19 protein-coding genes are annotated in these 18,974 nt (G+C 38.9%); 9 read left to right on the top strand and 10 right to left on the bottom strand.

The window, feature by feature from the left end:
* From ASU02_RS26880 to ASU02_RS06735, 6 genes are all read left to right on the top strand, one after another.
* The coding region (locus ASU02_RS26880; protein ID WP_232426176.1) for a hypothetical protein at window positions 1–221 on the top strand (221 nt) is incomplete at its 5' end.
* Window positions 222–662: 441 nt separating this feature from the next.
* Window positions 663–1,640 carry an iron-hydroxamate ABC transporter substrate-binding protein gene (locus tag ASU02_RS06755; protein WP_057762266.1) on the top strand — a complete coding sequence of 326 codons (978 nt, stop codon included), beginning with the start codon at window positions 663–665 and terminating at the stop codon, window positions 1,638–1,640.
* Between the two features lie 20 nt (window positions 1,641–1,660).
* Window positions 1,661–2,668, top strand: a complete 1,008-nt coding sequence (locus ASU02_RS06750) for a FecCD family ABC transporter permease (protein ID WP_057762334.1) — start codon at window positions 1,661–1,663, stop codon at window positions 2,666–2,668.
* A gap of 28 nt (window positions 2,669–2,696) precedes the next feature.
* Window positions 2,697–3,692 (top strand): FecCD family ABC transporter permease, encoded by a 996-nt coding sequence (locus ASU02_RS06745; RefSeq protein WP_057762332.1) that lies wholly within the window; start codon window positions 2,697–2,699, stop codon window positions 3,690–3,692.
* A gap of 15 nt (window positions 3,693–3,707) precedes the next feature.
* Complete coding sequence (locus tag ASU02_RS06740; protein WP_057762264.1) at window positions 3,708–4,508, top strand: ABC transporter ATP-binding protein; 801 nt, start codon at window positions 3,708–3,710, stop codon at window positions 4,506–4,508.
* An 8-nt stretch (window positions 4,509–4,516) separates the two neighbouring features.
* Window positions 4,517–5,314, top strand: coding sequence for an alpha/beta hydrolase (locus tag ASU02_RS06735; RefSeq protein WP_057762262.1), 798 nt, complete (start codon window positions 4,517–4,519; stop codon window positions 5,312–5,314).
* A 267-nt stretch (window positions 5,315–5,581) separates the two neighbouring features.
* Here the strand turns inward: ASU02_RS06735 and pdxR are convergent, their stop codons facing one another.
* Window positions 5,582–6,970 carry a MocR-like pyridoxine biosynthesis transcription factor PdxR gene (gene pdxR / locus ASU02_RS06730; RefSeq protein WP_057762260.1) on the bottom strand — a complete coding sequence of 463 codons (1,389 nt, stop codon included), beginning with the start codon at window positions 6,968–6,970 and terminating at the stop codon, window positions 5,582–5,584.
* 121 nt (window positions 6,971–7,091) lie between these two features.
* Here pdxR and ASU02_RS06725 point away from each other — a divergent pair, with 121 nt between their 5' ends.
* Together ASU02_RS06725 and ASU02_RS06720 are read left to right on the top strand one after the other, a co-directional pair.
* On the top strand, window positions 7,092–8,018 hold the full coding sequence (locus ASU02_RS06725; protein ID WP_057762258.1) for a DMT family transporter: 927 nt from the start codon (window positions 7,092–7,094) through the stop codon (window positions 8,016–8,018).
* Window positions 8,019–8,169: 151 nt separating this feature from the next.
* The gene (locus ASU02_RS06720; RefSeq protein WP_232426175.1) at window positions 8,170–8,607 is read left to right on the top strand and encodes a hypothetical protein; all 438 of its coding nucleotides are present in this window, start codon (window positions 8,170–8,172) and stop codon (window positions 8,605–8,607) included.
* 33 nt (window positions 8,608–8,640) lie between these two features.
* On the opposite strand, the gene ASU02_RS06715 is transcribed toward ASU02_RS06720, so the two are convergent.
* From ASU02_RS06715 to ASU02_RS06700, 4 genes are all read right to left on the bottom strand, one after another.
* Window positions 8,641–9,501: a YitT family protein gene (locus ASU02_RS06715; protein WP_057762255.1), complete on the bottom strand. Its 861-nt coding sequence runs from the start codon at window positions 9,499–9,501 to the stop codon at window positions 8,641–8,643.
* A 483-nt stretch (window positions 9,502–9,984) separates the two neighbouring features.
* Window positions 9,985–11,148 (bottom strand): DUF4317 domain-containing protein, encoded by a 1,164-nt coding sequence (locus ASU02_RS06710; RefSeq protein ID WP_057762253.1) that lies wholly within the window; start codon window positions 11,146–11,148, stop codon window positions 9,985–9,987.
* 365 nt (window positions 11,149–11,513) lie between these two features.
* Window positions 11,514–12,773 (bottom strand): mechanosensitive ion channel family protein, encoded by a 1,260-nt coding sequence (locus ASU02_RS06705; protein ID WP_057762252.1) that lies wholly within the window; start codon window positions 12,771–12,773, stop codon window positions 11,514–11,516.
* A 29-nt stretch (window positions 12,774–12,802) separates the two neighbouring features.
* Complete coding sequence (locus tag ASU02_RS06700; protein ID WP_057762250.1) at window positions 12,803–13,378, bottom strand: TetR/AcrR family transcriptional regulator; 576 nt, start codon at window positions 13,376–13,378, stop codon at window positions 12,803–12,805.
* A 156-nt stretch (window positions 13,379–13,534) separates the two neighbouring features.
* Between ASU02_RS06700 and ASU02_RS06695 the strand changes: the two genes are divergently transcribed.
* Window positions 13,535–14,296: an SDR family oxidoreductase gene (locus ASU02_RS06695; protein WP_057762249.1), complete on the top strand. Its 762-nt coding sequence runs from the start codon at window positions 13,535–13,537 to the stop codon at window positions 14,294–14,296.
* Window positions 14,297–15,023: 727 nt separating this feature from the next.
* Here the strand turns inward: ASU02_RS06695 and ASU02_RS06690 are convergent.
* The 5 genes from ASU02_RS06690 to ASU02_RS06670 form a co-directional block, all read right to left on the bottom strand.
* On the bottom strand, window positions 15,024–15,731 hold the full coding sequence (locus tag ASU02_RS06690) for a DNA alkylation repair protein (RefSeq protein ID WP_057762247.1): 708 nt from the start codon (window positions 15,729–15,731) through the stop codon (window positions 15,024–15,026).
* Between the two features lie 130 nt (window positions 15,732–15,861).
* A complete protein-coding gene (locus ASU02_RS06685) occupies window positions 15,862–16,257 on the bottom strand; it encodes a VOC family protein (protein ID WP_057762245.1) in 396 nt (131 codons plus the stop codon).
* Between the two features lie 98 nt (window positions 16,258–16,355).
* Window positions 16,356–16,820 carry an SRPBCC family protein gene (locus tag ASU02_RS06680; RefSeq protein ID WP_057762243.1) on the bottom strand — a complete coding sequence of 155 codons (465 nt, stop codon included), beginning with the start codon at window positions 16,818–16,820 and terminating at the stop codon, window positions 16,356–16,358.
* A gap of 131 nt (window positions 16,821–16,951) precedes the next feature.
* Window positions 16,952–18,127, bottom strand: a complete 1,176-nt coding sequence (locus ASU02_RS06675) for a macrolide family glycosyltransferase (protein WP_057762238.1) — start codon at window positions 18,125–18,127, stop codon at window positions 16,952–16,954.
* 2 nt (window positions 18,128–18,129) lie between these two features.
* A complete protein-coding gene (locus tag ASU02_RS06670) occupies window positions 18,130–18,564 on the bottom strand; it encodes a helix-turn-helix transcriptional regulator (RefSeq protein ID WP_057762237.1) in 435 nt (144 codons plus the stop codon).
* Window positions 18,565–18,974 lie beyond the last annotated feature (410 nt).

Raw genomic sequence — 18,974 nt, 5'->3', positions numbered from 1 at the left:
TTTTACTGAAGTTATCTAGCAGCTTTATCGATTTATCTAGTACTTTTTATCTTTTATCTAGCAGCTTGCTGATTTTATCTAGCATTTCATTTATTCATTATCCGAACTTCATTTTTTTTGACTTATCGAGCATTTTACCGAACTTATCTAGCATTTCGATATTCATCGGCAAATTTTCATTCTTTTTTGGACTTATCGGGCATTTTACTGGAGTTATCTAGCAGCTTTTTTGATTCATCTTGCACGTTCAAACTGTTATCTAGCAACTTTCTGATTTTATCTAGCATTTCGATTATTCATTGTTCAAATTTCATTCTTTTTTTGAACTTATTGAGCGTTTTGCCGAAGTTATCTAGCAACTTTTTTGATTTATCTTGCGCGTTCAATGATTTATCTAGCATATTTTTCTTTTTATCTAGCAACTTTGAAAATTTATCGAGTATTTATATTTTTTCTTGTTCAGGCCCTCTTTCTATGTGAATTTTTTGTGAATTTTTATGAATTTATTAGGCAGTTTTTTCTAAAAATATGGTTGACATTTCCTGTGGGATGAATTAAATTGAGTTTGTAATTGAAATTGATAATCGTTATCATTTGTTACATCTGTATAAGTAGGCCTACTTACACGAAACTGAAAGTTTGATAATAAAGGAGATATAACTATGAGAAAGAGTCTTATATTAATTGGGTTAACTGCGTCTTTTTTAGCTGCTTGCGGAAACAGTGAGGGTGCGTCTACTAATACAGATACAAATGAGGAAAAGAAAACAGAGGAAGTAGCAAAAGAAGAAGCTGCTCCAACAGAACAAACGATTACATACTTAGGTCAATCCTATACACTTCCAGCTGAAGTAAAAAATATTATTGCAGCTAGTTTAGAATCGATGGAAGATGCTGCGATACTGGGAGTTAAGCCGTTAGGAGCTGTGACAACAGCCGGCGAGTTACCAGCCTATCTTGCTGCTGATTTAGAAGGTGCCACTTCTATTGGAGAAAAAACAGAACCAAACTATGAAACCATTCTTTCCTTAAAGCCGGATGTCATCTTAGGTTCTTCTAAATACAAGGAAGAAGTAGCTAATCAGTTAAATAAAATTCGTACAATGATACCTGTATCTCATATATCTACAAACTGGGAAGATAATCTGCGCTTAATGGGAACATTATCAGGCAAGACAGCAGAAGCCGATAAAATTATAGCTGATTACAAGGCTGATGCCGAGAAAGCGAAAGCCACTATTGCTGCCAGTTTACAAGATAAAGAGGTTTTCGTTATAAGAGTTCGTCAAGGAAGTATGTTTGTTTATCCAGCCGATGTTTATTTAAATCCCGTTATTTATAATGATTTAGGATTAAAAGTACCAGAATTAATTGGGAAAACAGCTGCTCAAGAAGAAATTAGTCTAGAAACATTGGCAGATGTAAATCCAGATATTATTTTCCTGCAATTTGAGAAAAGTGAGAACAGCGACAACCCAGCCGCTTTAGATGATATATTAAAGAACCCGATCTTCCAAAGCATTGACGCAGCAAAAAATAATCAAATATTCGTGAACGCTGTCGATCCTATGGCACAAGGCGGTACTGCATGGAGCAAGGTGAACTTCTTACAAGCTGCTGTCGAAAACCTATCTAAGTAATGGATGTTACGATGAAACGATTGCGGAAAACCCGTTCTGTGCCATTTTTGATTATTTGCGCATCACCGTTTCTCATCATCCTTACGATTGCCTTATCTGTTTTATACGGGACCAAAGGAATTGATGTATCAACCATTTGGCAGGCGATTGTACATTTTGATTCTGCGAATGTCGATCATAACATTATTATGCAGTCCAGACTTCCTCGGGCAGTAGCGGCACTTCTTGTTGGTGCCTTCCTTGCCATTTCTGGAGCGATTATGCAGGGGATGACAAGAAATTATCTTGCCTCCCCTTCTATTATGGGAGTTACGGACGGTTCGGCATTTGTGATTACCATCTGTATGATTTTTTTCCCGGCTATGTCGAATATTAATATGATCATTTTCTCGATGATTGGTTCAGCACTTGGCGCTGGGATTGTCTTTGGCTTTGGCTCGGTCATGCGCAATGGCCTTTCACCTGTTAGGTTAGCGATTATCGGAACGGTCATTGGCACATTTTTAAGCAGCTTGTCGTCTGTGCTTGCTACCCATTTCCAGGTTTCTCAAGACTTAGCCTTTTGGTATAATGCAAAAATCCACAAGGTTGATCCGGAAATACTAATGCTGGCTCTCCCTATCGGCCTCATTGGACTTGTCCTTGCACTGATCATTTCTAAATCCATCACCATCTTATCGCTTGGTGAAGATATTTCGATTAGTCTCGGCCAGCGTACAAAATGGGTTAAGGTTCTTAGTATCCTCATCGTTGTTTGTTTAACAGGAACGGCTGTGGCACTTGTTGGCAAGATCGGATTTGTGGGATTAATTATCCCTCATATCACTCGATTCATTGTTGGAATGGATTACCGGTTTGTGATCCCATGTTCTGCGATTATCGGCGGCATCTTTCTTGCCCTTTGCGATGTAGCAAACCGCTTTATTAATTTCCCATTTGAAACGCCAGTCGGTGTGGTTACTGCATTAATCGGTGTTCCTTTCTTCCTCTATTTAATCCGGACGAGAGGAGGCGAGCGTCGTGCATAATAAGTATCGAAGCCGTTTTTTTATCAATATGCTGTTTCTTACTGGAGCTATCTTATTGGCCATCTATATCCATATTACAAACGGTACCTTTGATATGTCGGTAAAGGATATCGTCACAACATTGCTGCGAATGAACCCAACGAATGAGTTTGATTTGGTTATCTTTCAATTCCGTCTTCCGAGGATTGTGATTGCTGCCCTTGTTGGACTAGGATTAGGAATCGCAGGCACCGTTGTTCAAGGAATTACAAGGAACGGATTAGCTGATCCGGGGATATTAGGCATCAACGCTGGAGCGGGTGCTTCTATCGTTATATTTATGTTTTTCTTTCAAATGGAGCTTGCTGTTTCTGGCAGCTCGAATTGGTTATCGATTTTAATCATGCCCATTTTTGGCTTTGTCGGTGGATTGGCTGCTGCCATCCTCATTTATGTTTTTGCCTGGACGAATGGAAAATTAGATACACAGCGATTAATTTTATCTGGGATTGCGATATGCACAGGGTTTGGTGCGCTTTCTTTATATATTTCATTGAAAATGCGTGAAAGTGATTTTGAGATGGCAACGGTTTGGATGTCAGGCAGTATTTATAATGCAAACTGGATGTTTATAATTGCCATGATCCCTTGGCTGATCATTCTTATCCCTGTCATTTACCGGAAAGCCCACCTATTGGATTATTTCCAGCTGGAGGAAGTGTCCATTAAGAGTCTTGGAATTCAGGTCGAAAAAGAAAAGGCGATTTTGCTATTGAGCAGCATCGGGGTCATTAGTGCTTGTGTTTCCGTATCAGGCAGCATTGGTTTTATTGGACTAATTGCACCTCATATTGCACGGCAGCTTGTAGGAATTCATCATCGGTATGTACTTCCGGCAAGTGCAGCAATCGGAATGTTTCTTGTTATCTTTTCCGATTATCTTGCGAGAACCATATTTGCACCTGCAGAAATTCCGGTTGGTATCATCGTGGCCATCCTTGGTGTCCCGTACTTCCTCTATTTATTAATCAAAACAAAGGCATAGAAGGAGAATGAAAAGATGGGTACAACGGTAATTCGTGCTGAAAGATTAACAACTAAATATGAAAAGTTTACTGTTTTTTCAAATCTAAGCACGGAAATTAAAAAAGGAAAAATTACAACGATTATTGGACCGAATGGCTGCGGGAAATCGACCTTATTGAAAACGATTGGACGGATATTGAAGCAGCAAAGCGGAGAGGTTTTTTTACAAGAACAGGATATGAAAGGCATCTCAACAAAAGCGATTGCCAAGCAGCTGGCCCTTCTATCGCAAAACCCTGAGGCACCATTACAATTAAAGGTTGAAGAGCTTATCTCTTACGGCCGCTTCCCCCATCGCAAGAATGTGGGTACGCTGTCCAGTAAGGATATGGAAGTGATTAACTGGGCAATGGACATTACAAAAACGAGCGCCTTTCGAACCCGTGAAATTGCTCAGCTTTCAGGCGGGCAGCGCCAAAAGGTATGGCTTGCGATGGCGCTTGCTCAGGAAACGAGTATTTTGTTATTAGATGAGCCAACTACCTATTTAGATTTAGCTCATCAGCTTGAGGTTCTGCAAATCGTAGATCGGCTGAATAAGGAGCATCGCTGTACGATTGTTATGGTTCTTCATGATATTAACCATGCCGCCCGTTTTTCAGATGAACTTATTGCTATGAAGAACGGTGAAATTATTAACGTCGGACCACCTGAAAAAATCATCGCAAAGGATGTATTAAAGGAAGTGTTCCATATTGATGCACGCATTATGGTCGATCCAGAAAACGGCTCCCCTGTTTGCTATGGGTATGATGCACTTCCCGAGTGTGAATAGGAGGAAATATGGATAAAGTAAGCAAAGCAAATGCGGAGGAATGGATCTTGCATTCCAAAAGAACCGGTTATTCATACAACATTAAAGTTGCTTTGCCTCCCTCCCCTCCCCATGAGGATGGGTACCCGATTATCTATATTCTTGATGGCAATTCTTATTTTCAGTTTGCTCGAGATGTTGTACGTTTGCAATCTAAGAATGCACGAAAGACCTTAGTCAATGAAGCGATCATTGTTGGAGTCGGGCATACGGGAGAAGACAAAGAGGCATCCAGGCGACGCTTTCTTGATTTTACTGCACCTGCGAAAGACTATATATATCCAGAACGGCTAAAGGGAAAAGATTTAGGTGACCATGGAGGTGCGGGGAGATTTTTAGAATTTTTAGAAGAGGAATTGAAGCCCGAAATTGAAAGACGCTATTCAATTAATAAAGAAAAACAAGCTTTATTCGGACATTCTCTCAGCGGACTATTTACGATATGGACATTGTTCACAGCACCAAATACTTTCCAGACGTATCTTGCTGTTAGTCCCTCCATTTGGTGGAACAATCATGAAATGCTTGCCTTTAGGGACTGGTTGTCCAATCAAACAAAAGAAGACAAAAAAAGACGATTGTTTATGGCAGTTGGTGAGCTTGAAGGCTTCATGGTTGATGATGCACAAAAACTGCTTGAACAATTAAAGGAGTCACAGCACTTATTTGTGGACAGTGATTTATATATGGCTCCTGAAGAAAATCATGCATCTGTTGTGCCGACAGTCATGAGCAGAGCGATTCGATTTGCTAATAAGTTTAAATAAGCTGAATAGAATCTCCTGCATTGGTGATATGAAGGACCGTGCTTTGCTGGCTTTCAAGAGATTGGTCCTTCATTGAGGCTATTGAAGGACTCAGCTTGGTCTGATTACACAGATAGAGTCCTTCATCGGGTTTATGATAGACTTGCTTTGCCGCGGTTATCAAGTGTTGAGTCCTTCATTAAGGCTATGAAGGACTCAACTTAGTGAGATTACACAGATAGTGTCCTTCATCAAGTGAATGAAGAACAAAGTTTCATTTGTAGCCATTTACAACCAAGCCCGTGCCAGCATCTTAACTGCATCCACTATTTCTTCTTCAGATAAAGTCGCATACCCTAGTAAAACCGTCTTATTATCATGGCTTCCATAAGCAGATAGTGGATAGACCTTACTATTAAAACAACTGGCTTCTTTAATTAATTCTTGTTCTGTCATGCCATTATTGATACGTATTAACACATGCAGACCGGAATCCTGGCCAATTATCTCAGCAGAATCAGGGAATTGTTTCATTATTTCTGCAACGAGGATATCTCTCTTTTTATGATAGATCACTCTCATTTTACTGATTTGCTTTTCCCAATACCCCTCTTCTAAAAACCTTCTTAAGAGATCTTGATCCATCCGCGAAACAGTTTGTGCGTAAAAGAAATATTCATTCTGATATCTATCGATAAGCTGCTTGGGGAGAACCATATAACTTACTCTTAGTGATGGCAGCAATGCCTTTGAAAAGGTTCCCATATAAACCACTTTTTCATTCGTATCTAATCCTTGTAATGCAGGAATGGGCTTACCGGAATAACGAAATTCACTATCATAGTCGTCCTCAATTATGTATCGGTCCTCTCTTAAATTGGCCCAGTGCAACAGCTGCATCCTTCTTGAGATTGGCATGATCATCCCGCATGGAAATTGATGGGATGGTGTAACAAATGCTACATTTGCCCCACTTTCCTCAAGCTCCGAAACAATCATCCCCTCCTGGTCTAATGGAATCCTCTTCACCCATTCCCATCTTTCAAAAGCAACATGTCTGCGGTGATATCCAGGATCTTCAACTGCAAATATTCCACCTTCTAGTAATTGAAACAGCAATCTTATTAAGTATTGTGTACCCGCACCAATAATAATTTGACTTGGTGAGCAGCAGACACCGCGTGATTCATAAAGATATTTTGCAATGGCCTTACGAAAATCATAGTCTCCCTGTGGATGACCAAGCTTTACTAATCGATCATTCTCTGAGCGTAATAATTCATTCGTCAGTTTGCGAAAAAGCCCAAATGGAAAGGAACGTGTATCTACACCTGTTTGTGTAAAATCATATAAACAGCTAGCGTCTTGATATTGTTTTTCTTTTATAAAATTGGCTGATCGCTGACCTCTGCTATCTGCTAGACTTTGGTCCAGTTCACATACATAATAGCCCTTTCGTGGAATGGACAGTAAATACCCCTCAGCTATTAGCTGCTCATAGGCGGCTTCAATTGTGTTCTGACTTAGCGACAGATGGGCGGCTAGTTTTCTTTTTGATGGGAGCTTTACATCTGGAGTTAAGTTTCCTGCTTTAATTTCTTGTTTTATATATTCATAAAGTTGGACATATAATGGCGTTTCACTATTATTATCAAGCTTTGGTGTAATCTCCAGCATTAAAACTGACCCCCTTGATATTTAATAATCTGATACTTAATACGGTATCAGTTATTATATATAATACCTCTATGCTTAGCAATTTCAATCATAACAATCATGTATTTAGGAGGTATGCATCATGAAAACATCACGCCGTCTTGGATTAATAATGATCATAAGCGGGGCAACATTATGGGGAATATCCGGTCCAATCATTCAATGGCTCTTTCAGCAAACAGCCATTACTTCCATAGACTTTTTAATTATTCGGCTCCTCTTAGCAGGAATCATCCTATTAGCTGTTTTATCGATTAGGAAACAACAGATTTTTGCTATTTGGAAGGACCCACGGCAATGGATACAATTAGTCATTTTTGCAATCATCGGTATGTTAGGGGCGCAATATGCGTTTATTGAAACAGTCAGAATAAGCAATGCGGTCACTGCCACGTTGTTTCAATTTCTTGGGCCGGTATTGATTACTGTCTACGTTGCAATTCTATATAAGAAACTCCCGACGTTAATTCAATTGCTGTCAATTATTATCGCGCTTTCCGGAATCTTTTTTCTTATTACAAACGGATCGATCGAAAATATCATTTTAACAAAAATAGCTATTATCTTTGGATTACTAACGGCCATTGGATTCACCTTCTATACGTTACAGCCTGCTTCATTAATAAAAAAATGGGGATCTCCGCTCATCGTTGGCTGGGGGATGCTGCTTGCAGGGATTGCTTTGCTCTTATTTAATCGGCAGTTTAGCTTTCAAGCCATTGCAAAAACTCTATCATTTGAAACCTCCACGATGCTATTTCTAGCCATCCTCAGCGGGACCCTTTCATTTGTGCTTTATATCGGGAGTTTAAAACACTTGAGTGCCATGGAGACAAGCCTTCTATCAAGCATCGAACCGCTTGTCGCCGTTATCGTGTCGATCACCTGGCTTAACGAATCGTTTGGCGGCTACCAGCTGATTGGCGGTGCATTAATTGTTGTTGCAGTCGCAGCATTGAGTTTACCGGAGAAGGAACTGAAGACTGTTGTGAGAGAAAGAGTCTCTTAACACCATATAATATTAATACATGAAAAAAATATCAAAGTTAATTATCAAAAGGACAGACCAATAGCCAAACGTTAGGTCTGTCCTTTTTGCTGTTAAACTAGTGTTAGAGTTGGGAAATGTTGTATAATTTTCTAAAAACGGAGTTGATTTTTTGCCGAGGAAAACGAAGATCTCTCTTGCCATCAGTATTATTTTCGCCATATTTTTAATAGGCTGTATGAATAAATCGCCGAAGGAATTTCATTTTAATCAACTTACTAGAGTTGATGTTGAAGTGGTTAATGCAGATGAAAATTATGAAGAAGCTGTGATGATTACGGATGAGGAAACGATAGAACGGTTGAGAAAAATATTTAAACAAGTTGAATGGGAACCTAATGCAGAACCTAAAATGGCAAGAATGGAAGATGTAAAGGCTACCTTATTTTTTGAATATGATAAAAATATGCCTGAAAGATTATTTGAATACGAGATTTGGTTCAATCAAAGGAATGATACGGCAACAATTATTAGCAACAATGAAAAAGAAGGGTTTGGTACCTTAGATAAAGATCATGCACAGACATTAAAGAAAATTTTACTCAGGTAAGTAAAAGAGCAGGACTCCTGCTCTTTCAAAATATTACCCATTACTTTTAGATAAAGAAAACCCTCGTCCAAGAATCTCAGAGGCGTTAAGAAAGACAACAAAAGAGGTAGGTTCCTGCTCCTGCAGCACCTTTTTTAAATAAATCGCTTCCTCCTGCTCAACCACGCAAAGGATTAGTGTTTTTTCCTTATTAGAGAAACCGCCAATCGAGCGGATCTTTGTTAGCCCACGATCAATTTCATCTTTAATAATGGTTTGAATTTGCTCTTCCTGCTCAGTAATGATGAGGACAAGCTTTGATGGTGAAGTCTGCAGCTGAACAAAGTCAATCACTTTGCTTGTTACATAAATCGCCATCATCGCATATAAAGCGAGTTCTAGATTAAACACAAGCGCAGAGGCGACAACAACAAATCCATCAACGATTAACTGGGAATAACCGCTGGAAAACCCTGTGAATTTTTTAACGATCTGTGCAACTGTTGCCAATCCGCCTGTAGAGCCTTTTCCACGATAAACAATTCCCAGCCCTACTCCTAAAAGAATGCCGCCGTAAATTGCAGCAAGCAGCGGATTATCAATTGTAAAAGGAATATCGGCACTAAGCCAAATCGTAAACGGTACAAAAAAAGTTCCTACTAACGTTTTTATGCTAAAATCCTTCCCTAGGATAAATAATCCAGCAAAAAATAGCGGAATATTTATCAGCCACTGAACATAGGCAGGATTAAACTGGTAAAGCTCAAATAGAATGGTACTAATACCTGATACCCCACCCGCAGCCAGTCTTGCAGGCAATAGGAAAATATTATAAGATAAACCAACTAAAATCGAACCAATAATAATGAAAATGTAATCCTTCAGCAACCTCGTCTGAGTTGTTTGTTTATTCATCATTTCCGTATCCTTTCTATTAATCATACGACCTTGGTATTTTAACATAAAAGCAGGAAAGAATTCATTAAAAAAATGAGGGAAAACTATTTGTAGCCTGCAATGAGAATAATAGGAAAAATGGGTTGGTATAAGAATATTAGTGAACAGGAATTATATTTATAGGAAAAAACGGGCTCATAAATGAATATTGGTGGCCAGAATTTACATTTATAGGGAAAACGCAGTTCTTAAATGAATATTCGTGACCAACAATTACATTTATAGGAAAATAAGGGTTCATAAATGAATTATAGTGACCAAATTTTACATTTACAGGAAAATGCGGGCACAAAAACAAAAGCTGATACATTAAATGAGAATTGGCCTATTCCTATAGGAAGTTCTGACTACTTTCAAAACGCTGAATAGTCTTGTTCTATGCATTAAATCAACATAGAAAAGGAGATCGCTATTTTATAAATCGCGACCTCCTTTTCCCTTTTATTGATGATTTGACATGTTCGGCAAACGAAAGCCTTCAACGACTACATCTTCGTCTACCTCTAATAGCAGGCATCGTTTTCCTTCGTAGGTAATGTATTTCACATTTTTAAGTTCTTTCGGGTGAATCGATACATCAGCAATCTTTGTATTGATTTTTATTGATTTTGGAATGATACTGCTTGCTTTAATTTCATGATTAACATCATAGACGACACTTTTGAAGGCATGTTCAACTTTCGCGGTATCGACATCTTCCACACCGCTTACCTCTAAGATACGTTCAATGTCCCGAGAATCCAGTTTAGGAGGTTCACTTTCTTCATTTTCTATACTCTCCTGTACCATCTTATCAATCTCTTCATACACATTCGAAATGACATTGGTAGGGACTTCTTCCCCTGCTACCAGTTTTACAATTTGTTCAAAGCTATCCTTCTCTTCAATTGCCGTGATAATGTCTTCGCAATGGAGAACCTCTTCGATAAACATCGTATCTGGCTGATTGGCTTTTCCACCATAATAAAGAATATGATTGACATCTGCAGCGTTATCATTAAAAGCCGGGAACATAAAGCCTGTTAACGGAGCAGTCAAATTGATAATTGGGTCCACTGCATTGTTTGATTTGAATTCCTTCTCGATATAATCAAATAACAGCGCTTTTTTCGGCTGATCAGTTTTATTGAGCGTGCAGAGGGTAAATTCATTGGAGTAGACCTCATCGTCTCCTCCTTCTTCAGTCTCCAGATCACGCTTCCTTGTCGCCTTTTGATATTCTCCCCGGATAAATGTAACCACTGTATCAAATTCATAGACAGCATGAGCAAACATTTTCTGGACGATTCTCAGCATGCTTTCCATCCATTCTTCCGTATCTGCCCGCAATCCATTGTAGAGAATCATTTGCGTGCTATCTTCCACATCTCTTCTAAATTTTAATTCAAACAGCTTTGCGTCAAGACTGCCTGTCAAAACCTTTTTGAAGTTTGTTAAAAACAATTCTTGCGCTTCCTGCTCCAGCAGTTGAAATGGCTGGCTGACCTGATGGTAAATCTCACCAGATTCTTTCTTTATATACACATTAAATATTTCTCGAATATTCATATATCGATTGTTTAATTTAAATTGTTTGCGGACGTTTGCAATGTCTTTTTTATTCATTTGTCTCATCTCCCATTCCTGATTATACTGTTCAGACAAAAAAATAGTAATACTTGATATTTTTTCGATTTTCATACCCACTACAGGATATTTTCTTAGACACTGTTGCAGATTAACACATAATTGGCAGAGGTTGAATTATGCTACAGGCACTCAGCGATCAAAGGGTATGTGTTGTTCCTCCTTGTCGCTTACACTCCTGTGGGGTCTCACCTGACCCGCTCATCTAAGCAGACGTCTTGTGCATTTCGCTGCAATCAACCAACTAGTATATCATTTACATTCTGCTTTAACACAGCCATTAAATAAAAGAACACTCACAAATACAAGATTCATGAGTGTTTTTACGATTTTTCATCGCTATTTCAATGTCCTCTTTCTCCATCCACTCTTGGTTCATCCAGCATCGTTCTTAAATCATTCCCAGATGGGCTCTGGAATAAGCGAAGCCCAAATTCTGGTGCGACTGCAAAGAGATGGTCGAAGATATCGGCCTGAACGGATTCGTATACTGCCCATCTGACATCATTCGAAAATGCATAGATTTCTAATGGTAGCCCGTGTTCTGTTGGGGCAAGCTGCCTCACCATTAAAGTCATTTCCTGATTGATCCCGGAATGTTTTTGCAGGTAATAGTTAACATACACGCGAAAAACACCAATGTTCGTAAGTGCCCTTCCATTCACAGGGTTGCTCCGGTTAATGCCATTTTTTGTATTATACTCGGCAATTTCACTTTCTCTATTGAGAATATATTCCGAAAGATAGTGAATGCATTTAAACTTTTCAATCATCTCGTCTGTACAAAATGAAATACTATTTTTATCGATAAATAAGGATCGCTTAATTCTGCGTCCGCCTGAGGTTTGCATCCCTCTCCAATTGATAAAGGAGTCGGATATTAACGCATAGCTTGGAATCATCGTAATCGTCTTATCCCAATTTTGCACTTGGACGGTATTTAAGGAGATATCGATCACGTCCCCATCTGCTCCGTATTTAGGCATTTGAATCCAGTCCCCAACTCGAACCATATCATTCGAAGACAGCTGGATCCCAGCAACAAGTCCCAATAACGAATCTTTAAAAACCAGCATGAGTACAGCTGAAAGAGCACCAATCCCGCTTAGTAGGATGACGGGACTTTCCCCGATCAGGTTCGCAATAACAACAATGATTCCAAGTGTAATAACGATTATTTTTACAACCTGAATATACCCCTTCATTGGTCTTGTCTTAGATATTTCATAGGTTTGATATATATCATTAATGGCATTTAATAGGCTATTTAGTACCAGTAATCCTACAATAATTAAATACGTGATCGCACCCTTTTCTATCAAATCTTTAAAGTAATCAAATGTAGTAGAAAAATTATAAATAATAATTGCAGGTACAAAATGTGATAGCTTATGGAAAACCTTTCGATCCAAAAGCATATTGTCCCATTGGTATTTGTTATTGTTTACGATATGAGTGATGATTCTAATTACGATCTTTTTCGTAATAAAATTTGCGATAATACAAATCATCGCTATGAAAAGAATCGTAATAATCGTTGATAGATACTTATGTACCGTAGAATTCAAATTATAGTCCGACAGCCAATTACTAATAAAATCCATATGTCCCTCCAATATATATACGTGGTGAACTACATTTTACGAAAGGGGCTATTGATTGACAAGATGGTGATAAGATGCTGATTCAGCTCATGGATCGATGTTTCGTATCCATGACGGTGCCATTCGATTAGAATGCCCAGGATCGCATTGGTCTGATAGCTAATGAGATAATCCAGCTGAATGCTTTGATCTAATTCGAAGTGTCCTTCTATCGATTCCTTCATAAATGAACGAATCGTATCAAATAGAAGATAATAATACATCATCGGAATGCGCTCATCAAATATTATTTGATAAAAGTCTTTATATTCCTTAACATGATGAAATATTTTTATCATATCTGCCTCGAGATTCTGGATATGATAATTCGTTTTAAAATAAGGTTCTTCGTACGATTGCTTTAAATCCTCAACAATGACCTCTAAGTATTCCTTAAACACTTCATGAACCTCTTTATAGTGCAAGTAAAACGTTCCACGGTTAATCGTAGCTTCCCGGCACAATTCAGCGACCGTAATGGTTTCCAGCGGCTTCTTTTTCAGCAAATCCAATAAGGCATGACGCAAACCATCCTTCGTCTTAACAATTCGAAGATCATGCTTCAATTTTTTTCACCTCATACTGAACACTATTGTAAATAAGTGTCTATTACTCAACACAACTCGAATTTTCTGTCGATTGTAGTCCTATACCTTCTCTAGTATAATTTTTATTGTACACGTGTTCAATATATATTATTTGAAAAAGTGGAGGGATATGGGATGAAATTAAAAGACAAAGTCGCAATCGTAACAGGTGCAGCGTCAGGTATGGGGAAAGCCATTGCAGAATTGTATGCGAGTGAAGGGGCAAAAGTAATCGTTTCCGACCTTAACCTGGAAGGCGCAGAAACAGTCGTTAAAGGGATTACAGAAAAAGGCGGAACTGCCAAGGCAGTTCAAGTCAATGTGGCAAAACAAGCAGACATTGACCACATGATTGATACAGCTGTTAGCGAATACGGAACTTTGGATATTTTAGTAAATAACGCGGGGATAATGGACGGTTTTGAACCAGTTGCTGATATTCTTGATGAACGCTGGGATTTAATTTTTGATATCAATACAAAAGGCGTCATGAGAGCGATGCGTAAAGCACTCCCAATTTTCTTAGAAAAAGAAAGCGGAGTGATCATTAATACCGCTTCAACTGGGGGATTAAATGGTGCTCACGCAGGTGCAACTTACGGAGCATCCAAGCATGCAGTCATTGGTCTTACAAAAAATACCGGTTATATGTATGCAAACAAAGGCATCCGCTGTAATGCCATTGCTCCCGGCGGTGTAGCAACGAATATCGCTTCTTCCATGCAGAACTTTAATCAATTCGGCATGGAGCGCACAAAAGCAGTACAAGGAGTAATGCCTCGAATCGGACAGCCTGAAGAAATCGCACAAGTAGCGCTATTCTTAGCTTCTGATGAATCTAGCTTTGTCAATGGCACAGTGATCACAGCTGACGGTGGCTGGACAGCAGCTTTCTAATAAACATATTAATATGAAAGGGGCTATTCATTATGTCTATTTCAGACTATTGGACAGCTCTTTTTCTTTTTTAAAGATGGTGCTGTAAGCGTGCAATTATATGCCCATGATTAAAAAACTCAATTTGGCTGTTGATTCCTCAAATTGAAGGATTTTTGATGATATTGTACTCAATTGAGCCTATTGGTTCCCGAATTTGAATAATTTTAGATAAAACTGTACTCTATCGTGCTTATTAGTTCCCGAATTTGAATAATTTTTGATAAAACTGTACTCTATCATGCTTATTGGTTCCCGAATTTGAATAATGTTTGATAAAACTGTACTCTATCGTGCTTATTGGTTCCCAAAAATGAATGAGTTTAGATAAAACTGTACTCAATCGAGCTTATTGGTTCCCGAATTTGAATAATTTTTGATAAAACTGTACTCAATTGAGCTTATTGGTTCCCGAAAATGAGTAATTTTAGATAAAACTGTACTCTATCGGGCTTATTGGTTCCCGAATTTGAATAATTTTTGATAAAACTGTACTCAATTAGGCTTATTGGTTCCCGAAATTAAACTATTTTTGATAAAACTGTACTCAATTAGGCTTATTGGTTCCCGAAATTGAACTATTTTTGATAAAACTGTACTCAATTAGGCTTATTGGTTCCTCAAATTGAGGGGTTTTTGGTGATACTGTACTCAATTTTTGGCGACAGCCTCTTTGTTGTTTACACTATCAGCAAATACATGTCTTCCGCTTCATCCCAATTCTATTTTTCTCTTCTACTTTTTTAATATAATCTGAAGCAAGCGGGACCTTACAAGCCGTATTTCCTACATCAACATGCACTTTGCCGATAGATTCTGCGACTTGCTTTGCTTCCTCTTTTAATTCAGTGACATAGGTGCCAACGGATATCACAAACCCATTCATTACATACCGCACCCGATTTCTTTCCTCATGTATTTTACTTTTCACTTGATTTAGCATTGTGCTTATTTCAGCTATATCCAATTTCTCATCCGGTGTGATGGATAGGTAGTTAGCGTATGTACTCCAGCCACAAACGGCTATCATTTCTTCCTCAGATTTCATCCACTCCCTCGCCAATTCAAGTGCATAGTCACTTTCGGCTGCCACTTGAGCAACCGTATATTCTGCTGCCATATACCAGTAGGCCTTTTTCGCCCACTCTTGTAAGGTTTCTTTAGAGATGATCTTTGGATTAACCGACAGACCTGCCAAATACATGGCATCATGATTTCCAGAAGCATATAGCTTTAATGCTAAGTCATGATCCTTCTTTACATACTTGACCAGTTTCTTTAGGTCCCCTATTTTCACGCCAAAATAAGGTTCCTTCACTCCATGATTGTTATAAATTTTTTTTGTCTGCTCAGAACCTAATTCTTCAAGCTTTTGCATAATTTCTTCATAAGTCATTTGATCCAGCCTCTCATAATATGAATATTTTCACTCCGACTATACACCATTTTATCAAATATTTTTATTAAAAAAGGTACTTTTCCTTTTAAAGAAAAGCACCTCATTAATTAAAGATGGCTACAGCATCCTACTTCGCGTTCTCATCTGGCTGATGTATCCCAAAGACATTTCCTTCTGTATCCATATAGTATCCCTGCCAGGCCATTCCAGGCAGCGCATGTTTGGGCAGAGCCACTGTTCCGCCTCCGCTAATGATTTTCGCTTCCGTAGCATCGTAATCTTCTACTCCCATTGTACAAGCAAAGCCATTCATCGCTTGCCCTGGCGCTGGGGGTGGACTTTGGCGCTTCATCAATGCACCATTAATACCAGGCTCATTTGCATCGCCAGTTACCGCTCCGAAATAAGGCGTTCCCGCATATTCGCTCCAATCTTCAAAGGTCCAGCCAAATACATCCCCATAAAACTTCTTCGCTCGTTCCATATCATCCACATGAATTTCGAAATGAATTAATCTTCCCATGTTAACCTCCTAATTTTTCTAAAAATCATACCTCTTATATATTCAATCTGTATAAGCCGAACACCTTTTCCATTATTGCGAAAAATAGGAAAAGCTATTCATTTTGCAAGCTTATTTTCCAAATAGCTTATGAGCCCATCCAAATCTTTCGCACATGCTTTTTTAAAGGTTCCTGCCATCATTTTGCCAAAAATTTTCGTCAACCCAGAAAGACCCTTTATTTCACCGTTCAGAGTTATGACCGCATGATCATCCACTGAAGCGACTATGTATGTAAACACAAATTCTCCTTTGCCCGTCGTTCCTTTCGTTCCATCACAGCGGAGCACAATTTTCTCCGGTTCTTGAAGTTCAACCACCTCAAAATGTTCAGTAGCTTCTTTTCCAAACATCTTTCTTGTTTCCATCCACTGACTTCCTGTCTGCATCGGCCCCTCATCTAATCGCTCTATTCTTACTAACCCCTGCATCCATCGTTTTGCTGAATCAAGATCAAGCAGACCTGTATAAGCTGTTTGTTTGGATACCTTCGTCGTTCTTTTCACTTCAAATTGAATACTCAAGCTGAATCGCTCCTTGGAAAACGTTTTAAAAGTATATCATACAATAATACTTGTATTTCCATCATAGACAGAATTATCAAATAATAATATACCCTATATAAAAAACGAGCACAATGATTGGAATCATGTGCTCATTTTTTTATCTTATCTAAGATTACAGTAGCTGCCTTTACAGATCCACCGGCTTTCCTGAAGTCACCAGAGAGCCCCCGGGCATTTTCTAAATAGGTCCTACTCGCTAGCACATGTGCTACAGCTTTCTCCAGATGCTTTGGCTTATTTCCTTTTAACTTTATGCCTGCGCCAAGTTCAGCGACCCGATCAGCCACTGCCCTTTGCTCACTATGCAAAGGAAATAGGACCATCGGAACACCATAATACAGGCTTTCATTCACACTGTTCATTCCGCAATGTGTAATAAATACATCTGCCTTCTGTAATATGGCCAGCTGGTCGACTCTGTTTTGAACGGTAATATTGTCTGGAATGCGGCCAAGAGAGTTAATCTTCGTTTTTTCACCAACCGACATCAAAACATCAAAGTCGCTGTCCGCAAATGTCTGGATGCAATTTTGATAAAAATCCTTATTTTGATTGAGTACTGTTCCTAATGAAATATAGATTAACTTTCTGTCTTTCCTTTCTTCGGATGCTTCAGGAGACTGCCGGATTGAAGGTCCAACGAAGGAATATCTATCGGAAAACGTTTCGGCCATCGGCTGGAATTTTTTCGATGTATACACAATCGTGTCTGTTTCATTATCATTTTGAATAATCGATATAAAATTTTTCACTTCATACCCATGGGAACGCAGCAGATCTAACTTTTTATTAATTCTTGGCATTCCAATTATCATGCCTACTATTTCCTTTATACTGCGTTTCATCCGTTTAGCTGTATGCCGATTAAATGCAAAGGTGGTTGTTGAACAGATATACGGTATTCCTAATTTCTTAGCAAATAACTTCCCCCAAATGCATAAGGAATCAGAAACAATGCAGTCCGGCTGAATCTCTCTCAATTCCGTACATACTTTTTCATCTAAAGCAATGGTTGTGTCTACAATCATTTCAATCAATGCGGCAAAATCTTTTCCGGCTTTGCGGTTCAATTCATCTTCAGAAATCACCGGAAGAAACTCATCACAAGGAATAAACGTCGCACCTAGACCTTCTATTTTTTCTTTAAACTCTAAAAAAGAGTAGTACCATACGTCATGCCCTCTACTTACAAGCTCAGCTACTACCGGCAATGTCGGATTCGTATGCCCATGTGCAGGGATCGAAAAAAATACGATTCTGCTCATTCTTACTCCCCCTCTGCTGCTTCAGCCTTACGGATTAAATCGGCAAACTCCAGAAAACCATCTGTTTTTAAGATGGCTATTCCTTTTGTCACGTCTTCCCCCAAAACAACAAGCTTATCGCCAGCATGAATCTGATACATTTCCCTCGCTTGCTTTGGAATAACGATTTGCCCACGCTCGCCTACCTTCACAACACCGAAAAACTGCTTTCCCTTTGGTCCCAGATGCTCTACCTCTTCTTCACTCATACTGCCGGATAACTGGTCCAAAGTTACTTGAAAGATCTCGGCCAGCATTTTACATTTATGAATATCAGGCAACGCCTCTTCGTTCTCCCACTTCGCTACAGTCTGACGAGAAACGCTTACCCTCTCCGCAAGTTGTTCCTGGCTCATTTTGTTTTTCTTACGCAAAATACGAATATTCATACCAATCATATTTTCAACTCCTATAAAGTTAACTATAAGTTGGATATTTAATAAAGTCTATCAACGTTTCGCGTCATTTTATGTTAAGAATTGTGGCAGAGGATTGGATTAAGAATTATATTACTTACCAATTTTGATTTACTTAGCAGTACCAAAAACGTTAATGAAGGGCATTTTTCTTGTTGTTTGGGTAAGTGGGGGGCTTTTACTTACTTGTTGAATGACTGTACGGCAGGCTTTCTAACGAGGATGGGCTTTCATTCCATTGTTGATGGACCTTATCCCTGATTTTCTAACGAGTTGGGTCCTTCATTCTCTCGATGAAGGACCTTACACCTCTTTTTCTTACGAATTGGGGCTTTCATTCTCTCGATGAAGGACGTTATCCCTGTTTTTCTGACGAATTCGGGCTTTCATTC

It is taken from the genome of Cytobacillus praedii (genome assembly GCF_001439605.1).
Taxonomy (GTDB): domain Bacteria; phylum Bacillota; class Bacilli; order Bacillales; family Cytobacillaceae; genus Cytobacillus; species Cytobacillus praedii.
The sequence above is the reverse complement of the archived record's forward strand: the minus strand, read 5'-3'. Positions and strand labels throughout refer to the sequence as shown.